Below are 24,637 nucleotides of genomic sequence, written 5' to 3'. Positions count from 1 at the left end.
CGCCGTTCCGCCTTCCTGCTTCGCTCAGCCCGCCTGCTTCGCGCGCATGTACCATTCAACGAGGCGACGGACTTGCCGTTCGGTATAGCCGCGCGACATCATGCGCTGGACGAACTCGTTGTGTTTCTTCTCCGTCTCGTTTTCCTTTTTGCTGCCGAAACTGATCACCGGCAGCAACTCCTCGACTTGGCTGAACATACGACGCTCGATCACTTCGCGGATTTTCTCGTACGATGTCCATGCCGGATTGCGCCCGGCATTGGCGGCGCGGGCGCGGAGCGAGAATTTCACCACCTCGTTACGGAAATCTTTGGGATTGGCGATGCCGGCGGGCTTTTCGATCTTGGTCAGCTCGAGATTGAGCAGTTCACGATCCATCAATTGCCCGGTGTCGGGATCCTTGAAATCTTGGTGTTCGATCCAGGCATCGGCATAATCGACGTAGCGGTCGAACAGATTCTGCCCGTAATCGTTATAGGATTCGAGATAGGCTTTCTGGATCTCGTTGCCGATGAACTCGGCGTAGCGCGGCGCGAGTTCGGCCTTGATGAATTCGAGATATTTCTTCTCGGTCTCATTGCCGAACTGCTCGCGCCGGATCGCTTGTTCGAGCACATACATCAAATGCACCGCATCGGCGCCGACCTCCTGGGTGTCGTAGTTGAAGGTCGCTGACAAAACTTTGAAGGCAAAGCGCGTCGAAATGCCTTCCATGCCTTCATCGAGGCCGGCGGCATCGCGATATTCCTGTACCGACTTGGCGTGAGGATCGGTCTCTTTCAAGCTCTCGCCATCATAGACGCGCATTTTGGAAAACAGGCTGCCCGAGGCCGGCGGACGAAGCCGCGACAGCACCGAGAACCGCGCCAGCATCTCGAGCGTGCCCGGCGCACACGGGCTTTCGGCGAGTTCACTACCCTGGATCAGCTTTTCATAGATGCGTTCTTCCTCGGTGACGCGCAGGCAATAGGGCACCTTGATCACGCAGATGCGATCGATGAAGGCTTCATTGTTCTTGTTGTTGCGGAAACTTTGCCACTCCGCCTCGTTGGAGTGGGCAAGGATGATGCCCTGGAATGGGATGGCGCCGATATTCTCAGTGCCGACGTAATTGCCCTCCTGCGTCGCGGTGAGCAAGGGGTGCAGCATCTTGATCGGCGCTTTGAACATCTCGACGAATTCGAGCAGCCCTTGCGTTGCGCGGTTGAGGCCGCCAGAGTAGCTATAGGCGTCGGGATCGTTCTGGCTGTAATGTTCGAGCTGACGGATATCGACTTTTCCGACCATGCTCGAAATATCCTGGTTGTTTTCATCCCCTGGCTCGGTCTTGGTGACGCCGATCTGGCGCGCGCGCGAGGGGTGAAGGCGCGCGACGCGAAACCGCGTGATGTCGCCTCCGAATTCATCGAGCCGCTTGAGCGCCCACGGTGAAAGCAGGCCGGTCAGGCGTCGGCGCGGGATGCGATAGCGCGCTTCCAGCGCCTCGCCCGCGATTTCCGGATCGAAGAGGCCGAGCGGGCTCTCGAATACCGGGCTCAGCTGATCGCCGGCCTTGAGCACATAGATCGGCAGTTTTTCCATCAGATGCTTGAGCCGCTCGGCGAGCGAGGATTTGCCGCCGCCGACCGGGCCGAGCAGATAGAGAATCTGTTTCCTCTCCTCGAGACCTTGTGCTGCGAATCGGAAGAAATTGACGATTCGCTCGATCGTCTCCTCCATCCCATAGAAATCCGCGAAACTTGGGTAAACCCGGATGGTGCGGTTCATGAACACGCGGCCAAGGCGCGGATTTTTCGAAGTGTCGAGGATTTCGGGCTCGCCGATGGCGGCGACCATACGTTCGGCGGCGGTGGCATGGGCCATCGGATCGTCACGGCAGAGATCGAGATACTCGCCGAGCGACATCTCACTTTCGCGCTTGCTCTCGTAAGCGTGCCGAGACTGGGAAAACAGGTCTTCGATGAAACTCATCGTCGCTCCGTGGCTTTGTTTGAGAGGAAAATCAGGGGTTAGGTGGCGCGGGCTGGCTCCTCGGAGAAAATTGTTCTTTTTTTGTTCTGACTGGTGTCATGGATTTACGCCGGATTGCGTGGCGGCGCAAGGAATTTTTTCCTTGACTGGTTTCCTGCCGTACCGTCCACCCGCCCTGTGGCGGGTATAATTTTCGCAACCCCGCGTGGCATCCTGCTGCCATGGCATGCGCATACTCCTTGATCTGCGCATCGGGCGGCGGCTTTGCCGGCGCCGCGCGGCGCCATCTGCATCTCAACGCCGTTTAGTTTAGCACGAACTTGCCACGCATTATTTAATTTTTCGGCATCACGCGGCAAGGTTCTGAGCCCGGACAACTTGTATCGTCCGTCGGGTCGTCTCGGCGGCGTTGGTCGCGCCCATCATACACGCCGCGCGCATCCTTTGCCGCGCGCTGACGCCCTCGCCCGGGGCGAAAAGTTTTTTGGTTCTTTTTTTCAAAAAAGAACGAAAGAAAGCCCTTCTTTTTTTATAAAAAAAGAAGCAAAAAAAATTTCAATTGAAGGGGTTTATCTTCCCTTGAAGGCGGGTTTACGTTTTTCGACGAAGGCTTCGCGCGCTTCGCGGTGGTCTTCGGTCATGCCGGTGCGTGCCTGGTGGAAGGCCTCCATGTCGAGGACATCGGCGAGACTAGCGGTTTCGGCGGCAAGCAGGTTGCGCTTCATATAGGCATAAGCGAGACGTGGCCCCTCGGCAAAGCGGCGGGCCAGCGTCTGCGCTTCCGTCATCAGCGCCCCATCCGCAACGACGCGGGTGACGAGATCGAGGCGATGGGCCTCGCGCGCGTCGATCGGCTCGCCGAGGAGATAAAGCTCGCGCGCTTTCGCGGAGCCCGCGAGCTTGGTGACATGGTAGGAGCCGCCGAAATCGCCCGAGAATCCAACGCCCGCGAACGCCGTGCCAAAGCGCGCGCTTTCAGCGGCGAGGCGAAGATCGCAGGCGAGCGCGATGCCGAGCCCGGCGCCGAAAGCGGGGCCATTGATCGCGCCGATGATGATTTTCGGCGATTGGCGGATGAGCAGGATCAGGTGATGGCGGAGTCGCAGCTCGGCGGCGCGGCGTTCCATGCTGTCATCGGTGCGCGCGGCCATCGCCTTGACATCACCGCCGGCGCAAAACGCGCGCCCGGCGCCGGTCAGGATGACGGCGGCGATATCGGGGTCGACGGCGATCCGTTGCAGCGTTGCGATCAGCCCGTCCAGCATCTCCGCCGAGAGGGCATTCAGCCGGTCCGGGCGGTTCAAGGTCAGGGTCGCGATGCCCCCGGCCACGCTTTCGATCAGATCGCTCATCGGCTTCCTCCGTTTCTGTGTCGGGGAAGCCTAGCCCGCAAGCTCAGCCGCGAGAAGGGGCGAGGCGCGGCCAGCCGCGCTTCTGTGCCCAATGAAACACCGTCTCGCCGCGTGGCTCGGCCCAAACCGCGCCGGCCGGCGCCTCTGCCTTGCGCCAGAGGGTCGCATCAAAAGCCTCGATCCCCGGCATCAGGCAGCGCGCCCACTCATGATAAGCGCCGAGCAGCGCATCGGCGGCCGCCGTGGTCCCGAAACCGATCAGTTCGGCGCCGTTGCAAAGCGCGAGTGAGCCGGCCGCCTCATCGAGGAGACCGATCCCGGCGACATCGAAACTGCCGCCAGCGGCGCCGGCGATCTGCGGGTTAACCCCCTCCCCTGCCCCGCCCACGCCCGTCCCGCCAGGCCCGAACACCGTAAAACGCGGCTCGATTTTGGTGAGGAAGGAACGGAGCGGGATCGTCGCGAGCGAGAACGGCGTCGTCGCATAGCGGGTGCGGCCGAGCGGCATCGGCAGGCGAACCACCTCGCGCAGTGCGACCTCTTGCCAAAGCGGCGTCTCGGCCAGCGCGCGCGGCGCGTAATCGGCGCAAGCGAGAGCCCCGGTCGGGTAGATGAAGCAGCAAGCGAGCGAGGCCTCGGCGCGAAATCCGCCTGCCTCGGTGCGCCGCAGCAGCAAGACATCATTGCCGAGACCCTTGATCTGGAACGGCGCGAGCAGCAGCCCGCCGGGCACCACGGCGTCGAAAAACGGCGCCGGCAATTCGAACAGGCCGGTGGTGAAGATGATGCGGTCGAACTGGCCGAGCCCGGAAAGCGCCGCCTGCCCGTCGGCCGCGTGGACGCGGGCGTTGGTAATGCCGGCGGCGGCGAGCGATTGCCGGCTTTGCGCCGCAAGCGCGGGAATGATCTCGACCCCGACCGCCTCGCCCGTCGGCCCCACCGCGCGCGCGATCAGCCCGAGCATCCAGCCGCCGCCGGAGCCGATCTCGAGCACCCGCTGGCCGGGCTGGAGATCGAGGAGTTCGAGGAGATGCAGCACGATCGAAGGCTGCGAATTGGTCGACGCCATCGGCTGCCCGGCGGCATCGACATAGCCGAGCGGGATATCGCGATAGATCGCACCGATATGCGCCTCCGCCGAACCGCTCGCGAGATCATGCACATTGCCGCCGGCCTGCGCGATGTAGCGCTGGACGAAAAAATGCCGCGGGCAGTCGAGAATGGCGGCGCGGAGCCCGGCACGCAGCCCATCCGCGAGCCCATTGGCGCGCACGGTCGCGTCGATCTCACGCGCAAAATTTTCCAGGATGCCAGCAAAAGGCCGGCGCGCGGCGGGCTGGACATTGAGGGTGGGGTTCATGGCGGCGGCTCGCTCCTGGTCCAATGGCGCCGCAAGAAAACCACGAATTCGTTATGGAAGTGTGAGTGAGTGCGGACTCAGACCAGGAATCGCGCCTGCAGCCGCGCTCGCGCCGCGCGATCGAGGCCGAGCATCGCCGCGAAATAATGCTCGAGCGAGCCGAAACGGCCGCGAATCTCGTCAAAGGCGGCGATCAGCAGCTCGGGATGGACGCGAAGCAACGGCTCGGCGAGTTCGGGCGGCAGATCGCGGGCCAGCGCGCTATCGGCTTCCCAGAGCCGGTTGGTCGCGAGATAATCCTCGAGGATTTGCTCGAACGATACCCCGAGTGCCGCGAGGATCAGCGCCGCGCCATAGCCGGTGCGGTCCTTCCCGGCCGAGCAATGGAACAAAAGCGGCGTGAAGCCCGGCTGCAGCAGGAGTTGAAACAGCGCCCGGTAGCTCGCCGCATGATCGCCGACATAGGCGAGATAGGCGCGGCGCAAAATCGCCAGCACATCCTCGCCCGTCGCGCGCCCGGTCGCGACGATATCGGCAAGCGAGGCGCCGACGCGCGGTTCGATCGGCAGGGAATGCACCTGAACGCCGCGCAAGCCCTTGAGCTGTGACGGCGCGTGTGCCCGCTCGCGCCGGCCGCGGAAATCGCAAATGCTGCGAATACCGAGGGTTGCAAGGCGTTGCTGATCGGTCGCGGTGAGCCGCGCGAGACTCGCCGAGCGGAATACCATGCCAAAGCGCACCACCCGGCCCTCGGCGCCGCGATAGCCGCCGAGATCGCGGACATTGCTCGCGCCCTCGAGCGGCACGCTGCGCGGCAGCGCCTCACCCGCGTCCATACCCACCCCGCATTCGCGCGAATTCCATGACTTGGCGCCCGACCAGCTCGACCTGCCCGCGCACCACGGCATTGGTGCAAGCGCCGGTCTCGTCGAACAGGGGCTGCGTGGCATTGATCGCGGCACCGAACGGCGTCGGCCAGCCGCGCAGCGCATGTATGACCGAGCGAAGCGCGACCAGAGTCGTCCCGGTCGCCTGCCAGCCATGGGCGGACACCAGGCAACCGACGGCCCGGCCCTCGAGATAGGGCCTGGGGTCGTCACGCAGCATTTCGATATGGTCGATCGCGTTCTTGATCATGCCCGAGATCGTGCCGTGATAGCCGGGGGACGCGATGATCAGCCCGTCACAGCGCCGGATCACATCGACGAGGTGCCGCGCCGCCGGCGAGAAATCGGTCTCCGCCGGGTCATACATCGGCATCTGCAATGCGGCACTCCCGATCAGCACGGTCTCGGCGCCCAGCGCCGCGGCGGCGTCGAGCGCGATGGCGAGAAGCCGCTCGGTCACCGAATCCGGCCGCGTGGTGCCGCCAAGGCCGACGATGAGCGGCCGGAAAGCGATCGTCTCGGGGTGCGCCATGCTCAGCTTTCGCCCGCTGGCTCTGGATTAGGCGCGTCCGCCCGCGCCTTTGCCGCGACATCGCCGAGGATTGCGGCAATCTCCGCGCGATCGAGCCCGGCTTCGGCCAGAACCTCCTCGGTATGCTCGCCCAAACGCGGGGCGTGACGGCGGATCGCGAAGGGATCGGCGCTGAACGTCACCGGCCGGCGGACGCTGCGATAACGCCCTTCGCTCGGGTGTTCGGCCTCAGCAAAAAGCCCCGAGGCGATGACCTGCGGGTCATCCTCCAACTCATCGAGGCTCAAAACCGGCATGCACGGGATCGACACCCGGTCGCAAAACGCGACCCACTCGGCTGTGCTGTGCTTGGGCGCTTCCTCTTCGATCATGGCATAGAGGATATCGATGTTTTGCACGCGCTCGGCAAGGCGGGTAAAGCGCGGGTCGCTCCTGAATTCGACGCGACCGGTGAATTCGTAGAAATCCTGCCAGTTGCGATCGGAATAAGGGAGGATGCAGGCATAGCCGTCGGCGGTGCGATAGGGCTTGCGCCGCATGTTCAAAAGCCGCCCGAACCCGGCACGCCCGAGCGGGGGGACGAAGGCGGCGCCGGTGATGTGCTCGACGAGGTTGAACTCGATCGTGGTCTCGAACATCGGCACCTCGATCGCCTGCCCGCCGCCGCCGCGCGCGCGGGCGAAAAGGGCGGCGAGAATGGCATAGGCGATCGCCTGGCCGGTGAGTTTGTCGCAGATCACCGTCGGCGCATAGCGCGGCACGCCGTCGATCGCCGCGAACAGGCCGGCGATCCCCGATCCCGCTTGGATCAGATCGTCATAGGCGGCTTTCTCGCCATAGGGGCCGGCAGCCGCGAAACCATAGGCGCCGCAATAGATGATATCGGGGTTGAGCGCCCGCACCCGCTCATAGGTATAGCCGAGCCGGGCGATCGCCTGCGGGCGGATATTGTGGAGAAAGACATCCGCTCCGGCGATCAGCCGATCGAGCGCAGCGCGGTGAGAGTCTTTTTTTAAATCAAGTACAACACTCCGCTTATTGCGATGAAGGTTGAGGAATACTCCGCTCATCCCGGGCGAGCGCGAGGGGCGATATTGGCGCAGAAGATCGCCTTCGGGGCTCTCGATCTTGATCACGTCGGCGCCGAGATCGGCGAGGATGTGGCTCGCGAACGGCCCCATGATGACGGTGGTGAGATCGAGTACCTTGACCCCGGCGAGAGGTGCGCCGGCGTGTGTCCGAGTCTTCTCGCTCATGCGCCGGCCAGCATCGGCCACAGCGCCGCCCCGCCGGCCGCAAGGACGCGGCGGCCGATGAGGCGCTGCCATTCCGCCTCGTTGCCGAATTCATCGCGCCAGGACCAAAGCCGGCGGGTGAGGAAATGCAGGGTGTGTTCCTGCGTGAAGCCCATCGCGCCATGCACCTGGTGGGCGATTTCCGCGACCTTGCCGGCAGCCTCGCCCACGCGCGCCTTGGCGATCGCGGCCGCGAGCAGCATATCGCCGCCGCCGAACGCGGCGATCACGCCATCGGCGGCGGCGGTCGCGGCGGCGAAGTGCCCGGCGGCCTCGGCGAGCATATGCTGCACCGCCTGGAACTTGCCGATCGGGCGGCCGAATTGCTGGCGCTCATTGGCGTAAGTAAGGGCGTGATCGAGCGCGTGCTCCATCGCGCCCACCATCTGCTGCGCCCGCAAGGCGGCGCCGAGCGCGCGCATGCCGGCTTGCGCGAGCGCTGGCGCCGCGCGGGTCTCAATGGCGATGGCGCCGTCGAGCTGAAGGGTCGGCCGTGGCTCGCCGGCGAGATTGCGGCGCGGCTTCGCGGCCAAACTCGGCGGCGCCAGCAAGGCGAGGTGATCGGTCCCATCAGCGGCGCGGGCGAGGACGAGCAGCGTCGCCCGCTCGCCCCAGGGAACGCCGGCGAGATGGCCATGCACCGTTGTTTTGCCCCCCGCCAAGGTCATTTCGATCACGTCCTCGGCGGCCGTTGGCGCGAGTGTGGCCGGCCCCGCGATCGCACGCCCACCGGCCGCGACCCAGAGCGCGTTCGCGAGCATGGTTTCCCCGAGCGGCAGCGGCAGCGCGTGATAGCCGGCGCGGCGGAGCAAAAGGAGCGCTTCGGCCGGCGCGAGCCCGGCGCCGCCCGCCGCTTCCGGCACCATCGCAAGCGGCAGGCCGGCTTCCTCCAGCGTCGCCCACAGCGCCTCTGGCCACACCCCGCCATCGGCGGCGGCGAGCGCCTCGCGCGTGACGTGCTCGGCGAGCAGGCGATCGGTTTGATCGCGGAGAATCGTAAAAATTTCGCTGTCGGCCATCGCTCTCTCCCTCACCGAAGCCCGAGGCCACGGGCGATCATCCCGCGCAGGATCTCGCGCGTACCGCCGCGCAGCGTGAAGGAAGGCGCGTGCAGCATCACCTGCGCCAATGCTTGCGAGAACGGATCCTCGGCGTCGAAGCTCGGCTGGCTTGCGACCAAAAGCCGGGCGATTTCCGGAATTTCGCGTTCGAACGCGGTGCCGACATCCTTGACCAAGGCTGCCTCCACCGCCGGGTTTTCGCCGCGATCGAGCAGCCCCGCAACCGCCGTCGACATGCGCAACAGCGCCGCGAGATGCGCAACCAGCCGGCCGATGGCGATTTCCTCGCGCGCGCCGGGGTTTTCGCGGAGACGCTCGATCAGCTCGACCAGAAGCCGGTAATCCGAGAGGAAGCGATCCGGCCCCGAGCGCTCGAAGGCGAGTTCGGACGTCACCATCCGCCAGCCCTCGCCGACGCCGCCGACGCGCATATCGTCGGGCACGCGATAATCGTCGAAAAACACCTCGTTGAACTCATGCCCGCCGGCGAGATTGCGGATCGGCCGCACGGTGACGCCGGGGCGCGAGAGATCGACGATGAATTGCGTGAGCCCGCCATGCCGGTCCGGCCCGGCCTCGCCGGTGCGGGTGAGCGCGATCAGGTAATGCGCGCGATGGGCGTTCGAGGTCCAGATTTTCTGGCCGTTGATCAGCCAATCCTCGCCGTCGCGCCGGGCGCTGGTGCGGGTCGCGGCGAGGTCGGAGCCGGAATTCGGCTCGCTCATGCCGATCGCGAAATAGCACTCCCCAGCCGCGATGCGCGGCAGGATTTCACGCCGCGCGCGCTCTGAGCCATTGCGCAAAATCTGCGGCCCGGATTGGCGATCGGCGATCCAATGGGCGCCACACGGGGCGCCGGCGGCCAGCATCTCGGCGGTGATGACGAAGCGCACCAGCGGCGATTGCTCGGCCCCGCCATAGGCACGCGGCCAGGTGACGCCGATGAAGCCGGCGGCGCCAGCGCGACGGGTGAAGTCGGGATCGAAGCTGTTCCAGGAATTGCGGTAGGGGACGAAATCGCGTCGCGCCCCCTCCTCGGCGAGAAACGCGCGCACCCGCGCCCGCGCCGCGATGGCCTCCGGCGGCAGATCGATCGCATCGAATCGGAAGGCCTGCATCTCCTCACCTCACCTGGCGCATCGGCGCCTCGCTTTTCGGTTGCGGCGAGCATCCCCCCAAACCGGCGATCCCGCAAGGCCGCGGCTGGGCAAGGCAGGGCTGCGCGATCAGCGCCAGCCGAGCGAGAGCACCGGGAACGCAGCGACCAGCAGAACCGCGACCAGGAGCACGCCGAGATAGGCCCAAATGCGCCCGATCGCGGCGTCCGGGGATATTTTCCCGATCGCACAGGCGGCATAAAAGCCAACCCCGAAGGGCGGCGCGAAGAGACCAAGCCCCATCGCGAGGACAACGACGATGGCATAATGGATTTCCGCGATCTGGAGCGCGCGGGCGGCGGGAAACAACAGCGGGCCGAACAGGATGATCGCCGGAATCCCCTCCAAGACCGACCCCAATACCGCGAAGGCGGCGATGGAAGCGGCAAAAAACCCCGCCCGCCCGCCCGGCATCGCGCTGACGGCGGCGACGAGCGCGCGCGCGAAGCCCGATTGCGTCAGCGCCCAGCCCATCGCGGTCGCGGTGCCGATAATGAGGAGAATCGCCCCCGAAAGGGACGCGGTTTCGACGAGAATGGCGCCGAGCCGGCGCCACGCGAATTGGCGATAAAAGAACAGCCCGGCGAGCACGACATAGACGACGCCGACGGTCGAAACCTCGGTCGCGGTCGCGATGCCGTCCACCACCGCGGCGCGGATCAGAAACGGCAGCACCAGCGCCGGCAAGGCGATCAGGAAACGGCGCGCGACCTCGCGTTTCGAGACTCGCGGCGCGGCGGCGAACGGTTCGCGCCGCGCCTCGAAAAACACCACCAGGGCAAGGCCGAGCGCGCCGAGGGCGGCGGGCAGGACACCGCCATTGAAAAGGCCGGCGATGGAAACCCCGGTCACCGACCCGATGGTGACCAGAACCAGGCTCGGCGGAATGGTCTCGGCCATCGCCCCCGAGGCGGCGAGGAGGGCGACGAGCTGGCCCGGCCGCGCGCCACGCGCGCGCATTTCGGGAAACAAAGCCGGCGCCACCGCCGCCATGTCGGCGGCTTTCGAGCCGGAAATCCCCGAAACCAGATACATCGCGACGATCAGCACGTAAGCGAGGCCGCCCCGGACATGACCGAGAAGGCCGGCGAGGAAATCGATCATCGCGCGCGCGAGCCCCGTCATCTCGATCAGAAGCCCGAGAAAAATGAACAGCGGCACCGCAAGCAGGACCATCCCCGACATGCCGCCATCCATCCGGCTGACGACGATGCCGAGCGGGATATGGGTGGTGAGCGCGAGATAGCTCAAGGTCGCGGTACCGAAGGCAAACGCGATCGGCACGCCGATCGCAACCGCGAAGCCGACCAGGCCGACGAAGAAGAGCACCAGATTGCCGTTGCCGAGACGAAGAAACAGCGGCTCAAGCAGGGTGAGCACGAAGGCGACCACGCCCGTCATCGCGAGTGCCGCAAGCCCGCCGCGAAAGCCGCCGGCCGCAAACAGGCGAAACGCCGCGATCACCAGCATCAGCGCCGCGCCGACGACGAGGGCGGCGACGCGGAGGCCATCGGAAAATGCCAGCGCCGGGCTGCTCACCGGCCATTGGGTGATCATGTAGGCATAGGCGGGGCGGATGATTTCGAGCACGAACACCATGACGATGGCATTGGCGAGTGCCTCGAGCCGGGCGCGAAGCGCGGGCGGCGCGCGGCCGACGAGGGTCGCAAGCCGCATATGCTCGCCCCGCCAGAGCGCGATCGCGGCGCCGAGCATGGCAAGCCACAAAAAGAGGGCGCCGGCGAGTTCGTCCGACCACAGCAAAGGGCTATCGAAGCCGTAGCGCGCCACGACGCCGGCAAAAAGGATTACGACCTCGAGGATGACCAGCGCCGCCGCCAGCGCCTCGATCCCACAAAGGGCGAGCCGAGCCGCGCGCGCCATGGCCGGCGCGTCAGCCGAGGAGGCGGCGAAGCACGTCGTTGACAAGCGCGGGATTGCCCTTCCCCGCCATCGCTTTCATCACCTGGCCGACGAAAAAGCCGAATAATTTCTCCTTGCCCGCCTTGTATTCGGCGACCTTGTCGGCATTGGCCGCGAGCACGGCGGCGATCGCCCGCTCGATCGCACCGGTATCGGTCACCTGGCGAAGATTTTTGCGCTCGACGATCTCGCCAGGCGCGGCGCCGCTCTCGACCATCTCCTCGAACACGTCTTTGGCGATGCGGCCATTGATCGTGCCGTCCGAGATCAGATCGAGAAGTTGCCCGAGTGCTAACGCCGAGACCGGCGAGGTCTCGATCGTCCGCCCGGTGCGATTCAAGGCCGCGAAAAGATCGCCGATCACCCAGTTCGCGGCGAATTTGCCATCGCGCCCGCGCGCCACCGCCTCGAAATAATCGGCGCTCGCCTGCTCGGCGACCAAGACCCCGGCGTCATAGGCGGGAAGCCCGTAATCTTTGATGAAACGCTGCTTTTTCGCGTCCGGCAGCTCCGGCAAATCCCGGCGCAGCGCCTCGACCCAGGCGGGATCGAGCACCAGCGGCAGCAGATCGGGGTCGGGGAAATAGCGGTAATCATGCGCGTCTTCCTTGCTCCGCATGCTCCGCGTAATGCCGCGCCCGGGCTCGAACAGGCGGGTTTCCTGCGAAACGACGCCGCCTTCCTCCCAAACCGCGATCTGGCGCCGCGCTTCCGCTTCGATCGCCTGCATGACGAAGCGCACCGAGTTCACGTTCTTGACCTCGCAGCGGGTGCGGAAATCCTCGCCGGCGCGGCGCACCGAAACATTGACGTCGGCGCGCATAGAGCCCTCATCCATGTTGCCATCGCAGGTGCCGAGATAGCGCAAAATGGTGCGAAGCTTGCGCAGGTAAGCGCCGGCTTCCTCGGGGCTGCGCAAATCGGGCTCGCTCACGATTTCCATCAGCGCAACGCCGGCGCGGTTGAGATCGATATAGGTTTTCGCCGGATGCTGATCATGCAGCGATTTGCCGGCATCCTGCTCGAGATGGAGGCGGGTGATGCCGATTTCGCGCACCGTGCCGTCGGCGAGTTCGATTTCGATCACGCCGCGCCCGACGATCGGGTGTTGATACTGGCTGATCTGATAGCCGGCGGGGAGATCGGCGTAAAAATAATTCTTGCGGTCGAACCGGCTCTCGAGATGGATTTCGGCGTTGAGCCCGAGCCCGGTGCGGACCGCCTGGGCGACGCATTCGCGGTTGATCACCGGCAGCATGCCGGGAAACGCGGCATCGACGAAACTCACCTGGCTGTTTGGCGCAGCGCCAAACGCGGTCGCGGCGCCGCTGAAGAGTTTGGCCTTCGAAATCACCTGGGCGTGGACTTCAAGCCCGATCACGAGTTCCCACGGGCCGGTTTTGCCCTCGATCACGTAGCTCATCGCGCCGCCCCCGCACGGAGCGCCGGCAGCGCCGAAAATCCCGCCGCCTTCTCGATCGCCGCCGCAACCGCAAACACCTTTTCCTCCTCGAACGGTCTGCCGATCACCTGCAAGCCGAGCGGCAGCCCGCCGCCGGCGGCATGGTCGGGCGTCACTGTCACGGGCACCGAAATCGCCGGCAGCCCCGCGAGATTGACCGGGACCGTGTAAATATCGTTGAGGTACATGAGACGCGGGTCTTCGATTTTTTCGTTTTGTGCAAAGGCGACCGTCGGCGCCGTGGGCAAAACGATCACGTCGCAGGTCTCGAACGCCTTTCGAAAATCCTCGTAAATAAGCCGGCGGATTTTCTGCGCGCGAAGATAATAGGCATCATAATAGCCGGCCGAGAGCACATAGGTTCCGATCAGGATGCGGCGCTTGACCTCATCGCCGAAACCTTCGGCGCGGGTGCGTTCATACATCTCGATCAGATCAGCGCCGTCCGCGCGGCGCCCAAAACGCACGCCGTCGTAACGCGCGAGGTTGGAGGATGCCTCGGCCGGGGCGATGATATAGTAGGTGGGGAGCGCGTGTTGCAAAAGCGGAAGGGTAACATCCACCCGGGTTGCGCCGTCGTCGTCGCGGCAAAGCCACTTATCCGCATCGTCGAGCATGCGGGCGATAACGTCTGCATCTGCATCCGCCCCCGGCATGTTGGGAATCGGGAGACCCGACACGAAGCCGATCTTGAGCCTCTTGACGCCCTCCCCACAGGCGGCGGCGAAGTTTGGCACCGGGCGATCGGCGGAAGTGCTGTCCTTGGGATCGAACCCAGCCATGGCGCCGAGCAAAATCGCGCAATCCTCGACGGTGCGGGCCATCGGCCCAGCTTGATCGAGGGACGAGGCAAAGGCGATGATGCCGTAACGCGAGCAACGCCCATAGGTCGGCTTCATGCCGACGATGCCGCAAAAGGAGGCTGGCTGGCGGATCGAGCCGCCCGTGTCGGTGCCGGTGGCGCCGAGCGCAAGCCGTGCCGCAACCGCGGCCGCCGAGCCGCCGGAGGAGCCCCCGGGAACGAGCGCCGCCTCATCGCCGGCCCGCCGCCAGGGATTGGTCACCGGCCCGAAGGCCGAGGTCATGTTCGATGACCCCATGGCGAATTCGTCGAGATTGGCTTTGCCGATGAATACCGCGTCCGCCGCGCGCAGGTTCGCCGTCACCGTGCTCTCATAGGGCGGGACGAAGGTCTCCAGAATTCGGCTTCCCGCCGTGGTGCGCACCCCGGCGGTGCAAAAGAGATCCTTGATCGCGAGCGGAATGCCGGCGAGCGGCCCGGCCGTGCCGTCCTTTAGTGCCCTATCGGCTTCATCCGCCTGCGCTAGGGCGAGATCCGGGGTGACGGTGATGAAGGCGTTGAGCTGCCCGTTGAGTGTCTCGATCGCCGCGAGATGCGCCTCGGTCAATGCGCGGGCGGTGAATTTTTCCTCGCGCAAGCCGGCGCACGCCTGCGCAATCGTGAGATCGGTGAGGCTCATTCGACCACCTTGGGGACGACGAAGTAATCGCCGGCGCGCTCGGGCGCGTTGGCGAGAATCTGTTCCGGGATGCCGCCATCGGTGATCTCGTCCGCACGCATCGGCAATTCCATCTCCGCAGCCCCGGTGAGCGGCCGCACCCCCTCGACATCGACGCCGGCGAGTTGCTCGACCCAGCCGAGGATGCCGTTCAATTCGGCCTGCAGACGCGGAATGTCGTCATCTTCGATATGGATGCGGGCGAGATGGGCGATGCGACGGACGGTCGCGGGATCGAGCGACATGGGAAAAATTCTCTCTTGGTCAATTCCGGCTTGGTCTCAGGGCGGGCGCGGACCATAACCGCCGCCATGGCGCGCAGCAACCCGAACCTGCTGGCCGAACTCCGGGCGCTTCGCGCAGCACTTGCGCCGGGGATGCGGCTGCTCGGGATCGACCCCGGCAGCCAGACGATCGGGCTTGCGCTCTCGGACGTAACGCTCAGCATCGCCTCGCCCTATGGCAGCCTCCGGCGCCGGCGTCTTCGCGACAACGCCACTGAGATCGCGGCGATCGCGGCGCGCGAAGGCGCCGGCGGGCTCGTCGTCGGCTTGCCGCTGTCGCTTGACGGCACTTTGGGGCCAGCGGCGCAGGCGGCGCGGGACTGGGCGCGCGCCCTAGGAGACGCCACCGCGCTCGCCCTCGCCTTCTGGGACGAGCGGCTGTCGAGCGCTGCCGTCAACCGCATGCTGATCAATGAGGCCGATCTTTCACGGCGCAAGCGCGCCGCCAGCGTCGATCGCGCCGCCGCCACCTATATCCTTCAGGCGGCACTCGATGCCAGTCGCGCTGCGACCCCGGGCAGAGATTGCGATAATGAAACCACCGGGGGGATCAGCCAAACGCCCTCCCCTTCCTGATAAAAACGCGCGCAACTCCCTCAGAATCCTTGGCTCCAAGGAATATCCCATGCCCGAGCGCCGCCGCCGCGCGCGGAACATTGGCGATCGGCTCGGCGCCTTTCAGTAACACCAATAATGTCTCCCCCTCCGCCATGCGATCGAGCATAAGTCTCGTCCTGACAAACGTCATGGGACAAAGATCTCGCGTGATATCGAGGGTGTGATCCGGGGTGGGACTGCCTTCCGGTGTATTTTTCTCAGTCACGAGCGACATATCCATTGCGACTCATCGACAAACGATTTATGTGAGAGTTATAATTACACATCGAGGAAAAATCTGCCATGGACTCTAAAGTCTCGCCTGATATTCTGGAGCTGACGGCAAGAATCGTCTCGGCGCATGTCACCAACAATTCGGTCTCGGTGGATATGCTGCCGAATCTGATTCAGGATGTCTATAAAACATTGACCAATATCGGCAAAGAGCAACCGGAAGTCGAGAAATTGCAACCGGCTGTGCCGATTAAGAAGTCCATCGCTCCAGACTATATCATTTGCTTGGAAGACGGCAAGAAGCTCAAAATGCTGCGCCGCCATCTGAAAACATCCTATGGGATGACCCCGGAACAGTATCGCGAGCGCTGGAATCTACCGCCGGATTACCCGATGGTGGCGCCGAATTATGCCCAGCATCGCTCCAGTCTCGCGAAGAAGATCGGCCTCGGCACCAAGGCGCGCGATCAGGGCTGAGCCGTCCATCCTCGCGCGGCGCGCCGGTCTCTTGCCAGCAACGCCCCCGCCCGGGCATAAACGCCCTGCTATGATCGGCCGGGCCATGATCGATTGCATGCGATCGGTTGATCTGATCGCGGGGCGGGTCGGGCAGAACCTTGCGCTTTAAGGGTTAAGCGGTCGAGAGCCGGCACGAGGTCGACAGGGGTGGGGCGGATCGGCTACCACCATGGGCGCGCCCGCCCGGAGGCTTTTCCGCGCGGGGGCTTCCAGGTGGCGGGTGACCGAGGATCCGATGGAATCGCGTATCGAACGCCTATGCATCGAACGTCGCCTCAAAATGACCGGCCAGAGGCGGATCATCGCCCGCGTCCTGTCCGAGGCGGAAGATCATCCCGATGTCGAGGAACTCTATCGCCGCGCCAGCGCCCTTGACGCCCGTATCTCGATCGCGACGGTCTATCGCACGGTGCGGCTTCTCGAGGAAAAAGGCATCCTGGAACGCCGCGATTTCGGCGGCGGCCGCGCCCGCTACGAGGCGACGGCGCATGGCCATCACTATCACCTGATCGACGCCGATAGCGGCCGGGTGATCGAATTCACCGATCCCGCCCTCGAAGCCATGCTGCACAGCCTCGCCGCGCGGCTCGGCTTCGATCTCGTCTCAATGCGACTCGAACTGTTCGGCCGACGCACCGCGGCCAACGGCGAGCCACCCCAAGAGACGGCCCCCCACCCCCTTGCCATCGGACCCCGGCGATGACCGCGCCCTTCACCCTCCGCCGCGACCCAATCCATGGTTTCGGCGAACTCCGCAGTGGCCATCTCGGCGTCCGGCTGGCGCGCAGCCCGGCCGAGATCGACGCCGCCGAGGCGCTGCGCTTTCGCATTTTCTTCGAGGAAATGGGCGCCCGCCCCGCCCCCGACATCGCCGCCCGCCATCGCGACCGCGACCGCTTCGATGATGTCGCCGACCATCTCATCGTCGTCGACCACGCGATCGGGCCGGGACCGGAGGGGGTGGTCGGGACCTATCGGCTGATCACCCGCGCCGCCGCCGAGGCCGCCGGCGGTTTCTACTCGGCGGGGGAATTCGATATCAGCCGCCTCATCGCCTATCCCGGGCAGATCCTGGAACTCGGCCGCTCCTGCGTTGCGGTCGGCTATCGTGGCAGCGCCGCCATGCAATTGCTCTGGCGCGGCATCGCCGCTTACGTGTTTCTGCATCGGATCGATCTCATGTTCGGGTGCGCGAGCCTCCCCGGCACGCGGCCCGAGGCGCTGAGCGCCGAGCTGACCTATCTCTATGACAATCACCTCGCGCCGCCGGCGCTTCGCCCGCGTGCCTTGCCGCATCGCTATGTCGAGATGCGCCGCCTGCCGGTCGGCGCGGTCGATCCGCGGCGGGTTGCGGCGCAACTGCCGCCGCTGATCAAGGGCTATCTCCGCCTCGGCGGCTTCGTTGGCGACGGCGCGGTGATCGACGACCAGTTCAACACCACCGACGTCATCGTGCTGGTGAAGACCGATCTCGTCACCGACAAATATTACCGCCATTACGAGCGGCAATTGCGCGACGCCCTCACCTGACGTGACGGGAGCGGCGATGGCGCGTTTTCAGGTCATCATGACGGCACCCGGGCTCGCGCCGGCGGCTCGGGCGTTGCTCGAAGCGGCCGGCTGCGCCGTCCATCTGATGCCGCCTTATCCGGACGCGAAGGCAATCGCGACGCTCGCCCGCGAGGTCGACGCCGATGCCATTCTGTGCCGTCAGGGCCGCGTCGACGATACGGTGATGGCGGCGGCGCCGAAACTCAAAATCATCGCGCGCCACGGGGTCGGCGTCGATGAGGTCGATGTCGCGGCGGCGCGGGCGCGCGGCATCCTCGTCACCAATGCACCGGGCTCGAACGCGCTCGCGGTCGCCGAGCACACGCTCGCCCTCATCCTCGCCTTGGTCAAGGAACTGAAACCGCTCGGCGCGGTGATCGCCGGCGGCGGCTGGCGCGGGGCTGCGAGCGCGGTCGGCGATGTCGCGGGCAAGCGCCTCGGCTTGATCGGCTTCGGGGCGATCGGCCGCGAGGTCGCGCGGCTCGCCGGCGCGTTCGGGATGCGGGTTTTCGCGACGACGCCGGGCGCGGCGCCGCTCACCGGCGCCGAGCGAATCTCCGATCTGCCGAGCCTGCTCGCGCACGCCGATATCCTCTCGCTCCATTGCCCGCTGGCCCCGGAGACGCGGCATCTGATCGATGCCGCCGCGATCGCGCGGCTTCCCGCCGGCGCCTTCGTCATCAATACCGCGCGCGGCGGGCTGATCGACGAGGTGGCGCTGCGCGAGGCGCTCGATCGCGGCCATCTCGCCGGCGCCGCCCTTGACGTGTTCGAGGACGAACCACCGCCGGCCGATGCGGCGCTGCGCAACCATCCGCGCGTGATCGCGACCCCGCATGTCGCCGGCGTAACGCCGCTCGCGTTCGAACGCATGGGGGTGATGGCGGCGGAATGTATCGTCGCCGCACTCACCGGCGGCGCCATCCCGGCGGAGCGGGTGATCCGCCGATGACATTGGCCGCGGCTGGCGGCGCGCCGCCGCGTCGTTTCTGGCGGGTGCTACTCGCGGCGGGCGTGCTCGGCGCCCTCAGTGCCGCGGCCTTGCCGCCGCTCTATGGCCTGCCGGTGCTGGTCGTCGCCATTCCCGGCCTGCTCGCTCTGATCGGCACCAGCACGCGGGCGCGAGACGCCTTTTGGCTCGGGTGCGCCTTCGGCTTCGGCCATCATGTGTTCGGGCTTTACTGGATCACCGATGCGATTTTGATCGAAGCGGCCGATTTCTGGTGGTTCGTGCCGATCGCGGTGCCCGGCCTTGCCGCCATTCTCGCCCCTTTCATCGGGATCGCGGCGCTGGTGGCGTGGTTCGTGCCGGCGGGGTGGCGGCGGGTTTTGCTGTTTGCCGCGGTCTGGATGCTGGGCGATCTCGTGCGGCAATTCTTGGGCGGCGGATTTCCGTGGAATCCCTGGGCCAGCGTGTGGGCATTCCCTGGGGTCGCCGGCGAGATCATGCTGCAACCGATCGCGCTCGTCGGCACGCAGGGGGTCACCGGGCTCACGCTTCTGCTCGCAGGGTTACCCGCGCTCGGGCGGCGCGGCTGGCTCGCCGGGGCGGCGCTGCTCGTCGTCTGGGCCGGGTTTGGTGCCGTTTGGCGCGCCCGCCCGGCCGGTGCGCCGCCGGGGATCACCGCGATCCTGGTCCAAGGCAATGTCGCCGAGGGCGATAAATGGAGCCCCGAACGCGCCGTCACCATCTTCCGCCGCTATCTCGACCTCACCTCCGAGGGGGTCTATCGCGCCGACCAGGGGCGCACCGTCTCTGGGCACGCCGACTCTGGGCACGCCGATCTCGGGCATGGCGGCGTCGGGCAGACGCTGGTGATCTGGCCGGAAACCGCGAGCCCCTATCCGCTGCTCGACGATCCCGAGGCGCGCCGGGCGATCGCGATCGCTGCTGGCGGCGCGCCGGCGCTGGTCGGATCGGTTCGGCGCGGCCGCGATGGCCGGCCCCGCAACAGCCTGATCGCGCTCGACGGTAAGGGCGACGTCATCGGCGTCTATGACAAATACCATCTCGTCCCGGGCGGCGAATATCAGCCGCAATGGCTGCCGCTGCCGGTCGATATCGTCCCCGGCGGCGGCTTTGCGCCCGGCGCGGGGCCGAAAACGCTCACTCTGCCCGGTCTCGTTCCGGTGGCGCCGCTGATTTGCTACGAGGCGATTTATCCTCACGCCATCGTCGATGAAGCGGCGCGGCCGCGCCTTCTCGTCAATATCACCAACGATGCTTGGTTCGGCAATTCCTCCGGGCCGCGCCAGCATCTCGCCGCCGCCCGGATGCGCGCGATCGAGGAAGGTCTGCCGCTGCTGCGTGCCGCCAATACCGGGATTTCGGCGGCGTTCGATGCGCATGGGCGGGAAGTCGCGCGGCTTGGGCTCGGCCAGACCGGGATCAAGTTGGTCGCCGTGCCGGGCGCCTTGCCGCCGCCGCCCTTTGCCCGTTTCGGTCTCCTGGTGCCGCTGCTGCTCGGCTTTGCAGCGATTGCCGTGGTCATCGGCGTTGGGTTGGCGCGAAAATGGGAAATTTCCGGACATCAATTCAAAACGTGATATCGCGTCGCTTTTTTCGTTAAATTTTATCTGAATTGGTCATATGAACTTGACCTTGCCTCGGCACACTGTTAATAAACAGTTAACTTAGACGGAAATCCAGGGCTTCCCGTCGCTGAAATTTACGAAAGTCATGTTTAGCGAACCGCTTGCCCGTGTGTCGTGAAACTGGCTGCTCGTAGCAGACCACGCGTAAACCGGTCCCGGCGACGGGGCATGGGATTGAGACCACAGATGAACGGATCGGCAATGCCAGTTTCCGCCGCCAGGGGTGACATCGATATGCCGTCTGATGAATTTTCTGGACATAGCGAGAAAGAGAGCAAGCCAAGCCCGATCGATGTCCATGTCGGCTCGCGCATTCGCTTGCGCCGGACCCTGCTCGGCATGTCGCAAGAACGCCTCGGTGAGGCTCTCGGCCTGACCTTCCAGCAGGTACAGAAATACGAACGCGGCGCCAATCGGGTCGGCGCGTCGCGGCTGTTTGACCTCGCCCGCGTTCTCGATGTGCCGATCAGCTATTTCTTTGACGATATGCCAGAACCCCTGGCCGCGACCTATGGCTCGCCAAGCGCACGCCGCGCCCTCGGCTTCGCCGAGGCCCAGGAAGGTTTCGGCGATGACACCATGTCCCGCCGCGAGACCCTCGAACTGGTCCGCGCCTATTACCGCATCTCCGAGCCAGCGGTGAGAAAGCGCGTGTTCGAACTCATCAAATCCCTCACCAGTGAGGGCTGATCGAGACACCTGCGATCGGCTGACAAGAAAAACCGGTTAACACTGGGATTTTGACGATTTGCCGGGGTTCGCGGCTGCTCGCCGGCGGCCATCGCGTGGCCAGCCTTGTCGCCATAGCTCTTGTCCTTTCGGGCAAAACCGCGCCATGAACACGCCATGCCCGAAACCCCGCCGCCGGATCCGACTCGCGACAGCGCGCTTTTTCTGCTGACCGAGACTCTCGACCGCCATCGCACCCTCGATGCCGCGCTCCATGCCCTCCCTGGTGGCGACGGGCGCGATCGGGCAGCCGCGCATCGCTTGGCGGCGACCGTGCTGCGCCGGCTCGGCACCCTCGACGCCGTGCTCGATGCGCATCTCCGCCGCGCCCCGCCGGTCACGGTGCGGCATGCGCTCCGCCTCGGCGCCGCCGCCCTCCTGTTCCTCGCAACGCCGCCGCACGCCGCCGTCTCGACCGCGGTCGCGCTTACCCGGCGCGCCGGTTTTGGCGCTTTCGCGGGGCTCGTGAACGCGGTCTTGCGCCGGGTCGCAAGCGATGGCGGCGCGGCGCTCGAGTCCCTCGACCCGCCGCGTCTCGACACGCCGCCCTGGCTCTGGGCGAGCTGGGGCGAGGCGGCGCGGGCGATCGCCCTCGGCCATCAGAACGACCCGCCGCTCGATCTCACCCCCCTCCCCGGCGTTTCGCCCTTGCCGGCGGGCGAGATTTTGCCCTCGGGCAGTCTCCGGCTGCCGCCGGGGAGCGAAGTCACCGCGCTGCCCGGCTACCGGGAGGGCAATTTCTTCGTCCAAGACACCGCCGCCGCCCTCCCCGTCCGCCTGCTCGGCCCGCTTGCGGGGCAAGAGGTCGCTGATCTCTGCGCCGCCCCCGGCGGCAAGACGGCGCAATTGGTGCTTGCCGGCGCGCGGGTGACGGCGGTCGAGCGGGCGCCGGCGCGTTTGGCGCGTCTTGCGGAAAACCTCGCGCGCCTTCACCTCGATGCCGAACTGGTGAACGCCGATGCCCTGACCTGGCGGCCGGGACGGCGCTTCGATGCCGTGTTGCTCGATGCGCCGTGCAGCGCGACCGGCACCATCCGCCGCCATCCCGAAATCCCGCATCTGCGCAGCCCACGCGATCTCGACGCCATGATCGCGGCGCAAGACGCGCTGCTCGATGCCGCCTGCACCCTGCTCAAGCCGGGCGGCCGGCTGCTCTATGCTGTTTGCTCGCTCCAGCCGGAGGAGGGGCTGGCGCGGATCAAAGCAGCGCTCGGCCGCCTTCCCCTCCGCCGCGCCCCGATCGGCGCCGACGAATTGCCCTTCCTCGCCGAAGCCTTGACCGAGGCGGGCGATTTGCGCACCCATCCCGGCCTCTGGGCGGCGCAAGGCGGCATGGATGGCTTCTTTGCGGCGCGGCTGATCCGGCTATGATAGAAGCGTGAGCACTCCCGATTCGCTTCCCGGAATGGCGGAATTCCCGCGATGAGCGGGCTTGATCCGCGGCGCTGGCTGCGCGAGGCGCGGCGTGCGGTGGCGACGCTGCCGCAATTGCGGCCGATGCGGGTGCCGGACGCGCCGCTGTTGCCGGTGCGCGACCCCTGGCCGGGCGATGCCGGACAAGGTGCGCGGCTGCTCCGCGGCGACGCCACCGCCGCCGGCGCGGCGGCGTGGCGCGCCCTTGGCATCGACGCGTTCGGGTTTTCCTGGCTTCGCGATCTTCGCGCGCTCGGCACCGATTCCGCGCGATTGCGCGCCCGCGCCCTGGTCAGCGCCTTCATCGCCGCCAACCCCGCCGATCCGCTCGCCCGCCGCCCCGATCTCGCCGGCACCCGTATCACCGCCTGGCTCGGCCATTATGACTTCTTCGCCGCCAGCGCCGAGGAGGAATTTCGCCAGCGGCTGATGGCCCGCCTCCTCGCCGATACCCGCGCGCTGGCCCGGGATCTCCCGGCCGAGGACATGGGCGGGCGGGCTCTGACCGCGCTCAAGGGCCTGGTTGCGGCCGGCGTCGCGCTGCCCGAGCCGCTCGGGTTTCTCGGCCGCGCGCTGCGCTTCCTTCCCGCCGAGATCGGCCGCCAGATGCTCGGTGATGGCTGCCATGTCGAGCGGAGCCCGGCGACGCAGCTCCGCGCGTTGCAGGATCTGACCGAAATCCGCGCCCTCCTGCAAAGCGCGCAAGTGCTGCCGCCGGCGGCGCTGGCGCCAGCGATCGAGCGGCTTGCGGTCGGGTTGCGGACGCTGCGCCATGGCGATGGCGGGCTCGCGCTGTTCAATGGCAGCAGCGAGGGCGACCCGGCGCTGATCGAACTCGTCCTTGCCCTGGCCGGTCGCGGCGGGCGCCCGGTTTCGACCCTGTTCGAGGGCGGGTTTCACCGCTTGCAGGCGGGGCGCGGCTTGGTTCTCCTCGATGGCGGCAAGCCGGCGCCGGCAGGGATTGATCGCCGCGCCCATGCCGGCACCTTGGCGTTCGAATTCTCGGTCGGGCGCGAGCGCATGATCGTCAATTGCGGGGCCGCCCCGCCGGGTGGCGAATGGTTCGACGCCGTCCGCGCCAGCGCCGCCCACTCCACCCTCATCATCGCCGATACCAGCTCCGCCGAACTGCGTCCCGAGGGGCTCGGCCGGCGGCCGGAACGGGTCGAGGTCGAGCGTCAGGAAGCCTCCGGCGCACATTGGCTGGCGGCGAGCCATGATGGCTGGTGGCGGGTTTATGGGGCGCTCCATCGCCGCCGCCTCTATCTCGCCGAAAGTGGCGAGGATCTGCGCGGCGAGGACGCGGTGGAAGCGGCCGTCCCGCAGCCTTTCGCCATTCGCTTCCACCTCCATCCGAGTGTCTCGGCGAGCCTGCAACAGGATGGCGAGGGCGTGCTGATCCGGCTGCCCACGGGCAGTTTCTGGCGGCTCCGCGCCGAGGGCGTGCGGATCGCGCTCGAAGAGAGCATCTATCTCGGCGGCGAGACGCCGCGGCGCGCCGAGCAGATCGTGCTGAGCAGCGGGCCGGACGGCCCGCAACTCGTCAAATGGGCGATCACCAAGGTCGGGTGAACCCGGATCGGCCGCGCCGCCACGGTTTCTGATTGCCAGATGGGGCGCGGTGTGCCAAACGCCTCGCCGACCCTGCCGGCGAGGTGGCACCCAAGCCGGCTATGCCCGCATCGTGTGGGCCGAGGAGCCATAGGGAGTAGAGGATGCCGTTATACGAATGCGTGCTGATTGCGCGCAGCGAAGTCACGCAACAACAGGTGGACGCGCTTGCCGACCATGTCGCTGCTCAGCTCGAGAGCGATGGCGGCGCCGTCAAGAAGCGCGAGTATTGGGGCCTGCGTAGCCTCGCCTATCGCATCAAGAAGAACCGCAAGGGCCATTACATGCTGCTCGGCCTCGACGCGCCGGCGGCGGCGGTGAACGAGATGGAGCGGCAATTGCGCCTCAACGAGGACGTGCTGCGGTTTCTCACCACCCGCGTCGAGGCGATCGACGACGCGCCGTCCGCCATTCTGTCGCGTCGCGGCGAGGACCGCGACCGCGGCTTTCGCGGCCCGAAGCCGCCCGGGCGCTTCGATAGCGGCCGCCGGCGCGGCGGCTTCGATGACCGCGAGGAATATCGCGCGCGCGGCGACGGCGATTTGATGATCGACGACCATGCCGGCCATGGTGAGGAGTAAGAG

Annotated in this window: 23 protein-coding genes; 10 read left to right on the top strand and 13 right to left on the bottom strand. The window is 66.3% G+C overall.

Annotated features, from left to right (window positions below; genetic code table 11):
- Positions 1–24 precede the first annotated feature (24 nt).
- The 12 genes from DEF76_RS09020 to gatC form a co-directional block, all read right to left on the bottom strand.
- Positions 25–1,971: a PrkA family serine protein kinase gene (locus DEF76_RS09020; protein WP_114912056.1), complete on the bottom strand. Its 1,947-nt coding sequence runs from the start codon at positions 1,969–1,971 to the stop codon at positions 25–27.
- A gap of 569 nt (positions 1,972–2,540) precedes the next feature.
- The gene (locus DEF76_RS09015) at positions 2,541–3,323 is read right to left on the bottom strand and encodes an enoyl-CoA hydratase (RefSeq protein ID WP_114912055.1); all 783 of its coding nucleotides are present in this window, start codon (positions 3,321–3,323) and stop codon (positions 2,541–2,543) included.
- Between the two features lie 43 nt (positions 3,324–3,366).
- Positions 3,367–4,683 carry a protein-L-isoaspartate O-methyltransferase family protein gene (locus DEF76_RS09010; protein ID WP_114912054.1) on the bottom strand — a complete coding sequence of 439 codons (1,317 nt, stop codon included), beginning with the start codon at positions 4,681–4,683 and terminating at the stop codon, positions 3,367–3,369.
- Between the two features lie 77 nt (positions 4,684–4,760).
- On the bottom strand, positions 4,761–5,519 hold the full coding sequence (locus tag DEF76_RS09005) for a tyrosine-protein phosphatase (RefSeq protein WP_162800572.1): 759 nt from the start codon (positions 5,517–5,519) through the stop codon (positions 4,761–4,763).
- A complete protein-coding gene (locus DEF76_RS09000) occupies positions 5,506–6,102 on the bottom strand; it encodes an NADPH-dependent FMN reductase (RefSeq protein WP_205216153.1) in 597 nt (198 codons plus the stop codon). The genes DEF76_RS09005 and DEF76_RS09000 overlap by 14 nt, the downstream gene beginning before the upstream one ends.
- 2 nt (positions 6,103–6,104) lie before the next feature.
- Complete coding sequence (locus DEF76_RS08995; protein ID WP_114913770.1) at positions 6,105–7,358, bottom strand: CaiB/BaiF CoA transferase family protein; 1,254 nt, start codon at positions 7,356–7,358, stop codon at positions 6,105–6,107.
- Complete coding sequence (locus DEF76_RS08990) at positions 7,355–8,416, bottom strand: acyl-CoA dehydrogenase family protein (RefSeq protein WP_114912052.1); 1,062 nt, start codon at positions 8,414–8,416, stop codon at positions 7,355–7,357. The genes DEF76_RS08995 and DEF76_RS08990 overlap by 4 nt, the downstream gene beginning before the upstream one ends.
- A gap of 11 nt (positions 8,417–8,427) precedes the next feature.
- A complete protein-coding gene (locus DEF76_RS08985) occupies positions 8,428–9,576 on the bottom strand; it encodes an acyl-CoA dehydrogenase family protein (protein WP_114912051.1) in 1,149 nt (382 codons plus the stop codon).
- Between the two features lie 108 nt (positions 9,577–9,684).
- On the bottom strand, positions 9,685–11,499 hold the full coding sequence (locus DEF76_RS08980; protein WP_114912050.1) for a TRAP transporter large permease: 1,815 nt from the start codon (positions 11,497–11,499) through the stop codon (positions 9,685–9,687).
- Positions 11,500–11,509: 10 nt separating this feature from the next.
- A complete protein-coding gene (gene gatB, locus DEF76_RS08975) occupies positions 11,510–12,961 on the bottom strand; it encodes an Asp-tRNA(Asn)/Glu-tRNA(Gln) amidotransferase subunit GatB (protein ID WP_114912049.1) in 1,452 nt (483 codons plus the stop codon).
- The gene (gatA, locus tag DEF76_RS08970) at positions 12,958–14,481 is read right to left on the bottom strand and encodes an Asp-tRNA(Asn)/Glu-tRNA(Gln) amidotransferase subunit GatA (protein WP_114912048.1); all 1,524 of its coding nucleotides are present in this window, start codon (positions 14,479–14,481) and stop codon (positions 12,958–12,960) included. Before gatA ends, gatB begins: the two co-directional genes overlap by 4 nt.
- Positions 14,478–14,765 (bottom strand): Asp-tRNA(Asn)/Glu-tRNA(Gln) amidotransferase subunit GatC, encoded by a 288-nt coding sequence (gene gatC, locus DEF76_RS08965; RefSeq protein ID WP_114912047.1) that lies wholly within the window; start codon positions 14,763–14,765, stop codon positions 14,478–14,480. Before gatC ends, gatA begins: the two co-directional genes overlap by 4 nt.
- A gap of 132 nt (positions 14,766–14,897) precedes the next feature.
- Here gatC and ruvX point away from each other — a divergent pair, with 132 nt between their 5' ends.
- Entirely contained in the window at positions 14,898–15,380 is a 483-nt protein-coding gene (ruvX, locus tag DEF76_RS08960; protein ID WP_240319247.1) for a Holliday junction resolvase RuvX, read from the top strand.
- On the opposite strand, the gene DEF76_RS08955 is transcribed toward ruvX, so the two are convergent.
- A complete protein-coding gene (locus DEF76_RS08955; RefSeq protein ID WP_408842796.1) occupies positions 15,355–15,642 on the bottom strand; it encodes a sulfurtransferase TusA family protein in 288 nt (95 codons plus the stop codon). The genes ruvX and DEF76_RS08955 overlap by 26 nt on opposite strands.
- 62 nt (positions 15,643–15,704) lie before the next feature.
- On the opposite strand from DEF76_RS08955, the gene DEF76_RS08950 reads away from it, so the two are divergent.
- The 9 genes from DEF76_RS08950 (at position 15,705) to rpsF (ending at position 24,634) form a co-directional block, all read left to right on the top strand.
- Positions 15,705–16,112: a MucR family transcriptional regulator gene (locus tag DEF76_RS08950; RefSeq protein ID WP_114912045.1), complete on the top strand. Its 408-nt coding sequence runs from the start codon at positions 15,705–15,707 to the stop codon at positions 16,110–16,112.
- A 277-nt stretch (positions 16,113–16,389) separates the two neighbouring features.
- Positions 16,390–16,857 (top strand): Fur family transcriptional regulator, encoded by a 468-nt coding sequence (locus tag DEF76_RS08945; protein WP_114913768.1) that lies wholly within the window; start codon positions 16,390–16,392, stop codon positions 16,855–16,857.
- The gene (locus DEF76_RS08940) at positions 16,854–17,684 is read left to right on the top strand and encodes a GNAT family N-acetyltransferase (protein WP_114912044.1); all 831 of its coding nucleotides are present in this window, start codon (positions 16,854–16,856) and stop codon (positions 17,682–17,684) included. The genes DEF76_RS08945 and DEF76_RS08940 overlap by 4 nt, the downstream gene beginning before the upstream one ends.
- A 16-nt stretch (positions 17,685–17,700) precedes the next feature.
- Positions 17,701–18,657, top strand: coding sequence for a hydroxyacid dehydrogenase (locus tag DEF76_RS08935; RefSeq protein ID WP_114912043.1), 957 nt, complete (start codon positions 17,701–17,703; stop codon positions 18,655–18,657).
- On the top strand, positions 18,654–20,252 hold the full coding sequence (gene lnt / locus DEF76_RS08930; RefSeq protein WP_114912042.1) for an apolipoprotein N-acyltransferase: 1,599 nt from the start codon (positions 18,654–18,656) through the stop codon (positions 20,250–20,252). The genes DEF76_RS08935 and lnt overlap by 4 nt, the downstream gene beginning before the upstream one ends.
- 282 nt (positions 20,253–20,534) lie before the next feature.
- Complete coding sequence (locus tag DEF76_RS08925) at positions 20,535–20,990, top strand: helix-turn-helix domain-containing protein (protein WP_114912041.1); 456 nt, start codon at positions 20,535–20,537, stop codon at positions 20,988–20,990.
- A 156-nt stretch (positions 20,991–21,146) separates the two neighbouring features.
- On the top strand, positions 21,147–22,400 hold the full coding sequence (locus DEF76_RS08920) for an RsmB/NOP family class I SAM-dependent RNA methyltransferase (RefSeq protein ID WP_114912040.1): 1,254 nt from the start codon (positions 21,147–21,149) through the stop codon (positions 22,398–22,400).
- 51 nt (positions 22,401–22,451) lie between these two features.
- Complete coding sequence (locus tag DEF76_RS08915; protein WP_240319182.1) at positions 22,452–24,014, top strand: heparinase II/III family protein; 1,563 nt, start codon at positions 22,452–22,454, stop codon at positions 24,012–24,014.
- Positions 24,015–24,157: 143 nt separating this feature from the next.
- Positions 24,158–24,634 (top strand): 30S ribosomal protein S6, encoded by a 477-nt coding sequence (gene rpsF / locus DEF76_RS08910; RefSeq protein WP_114912039.1) that lies wholly within the window; start codon positions 24,158–24,160, stop codon positions 24,632–24,634.
- Positions 24,635–24,637: the final 3 nt, after the last annotated feature.

Source organism: Acidibrevibacterium fodinaquatile, assembly GCF_003352165.1.
In the GTDB taxonomy this organism is placed as follows: domain Bacteria; phylum Pseudomonadota; class Alphaproteobacteria; order Acetobacterales; family Acetobacteraceae; genus Acidibrevibacterium; species Acidibrevibacterium fodinaquatile.
Note: the sequence above shows the minus strand (reverse complement) of the source record. Positions and strands in the feature narration are given on the sequence as shown.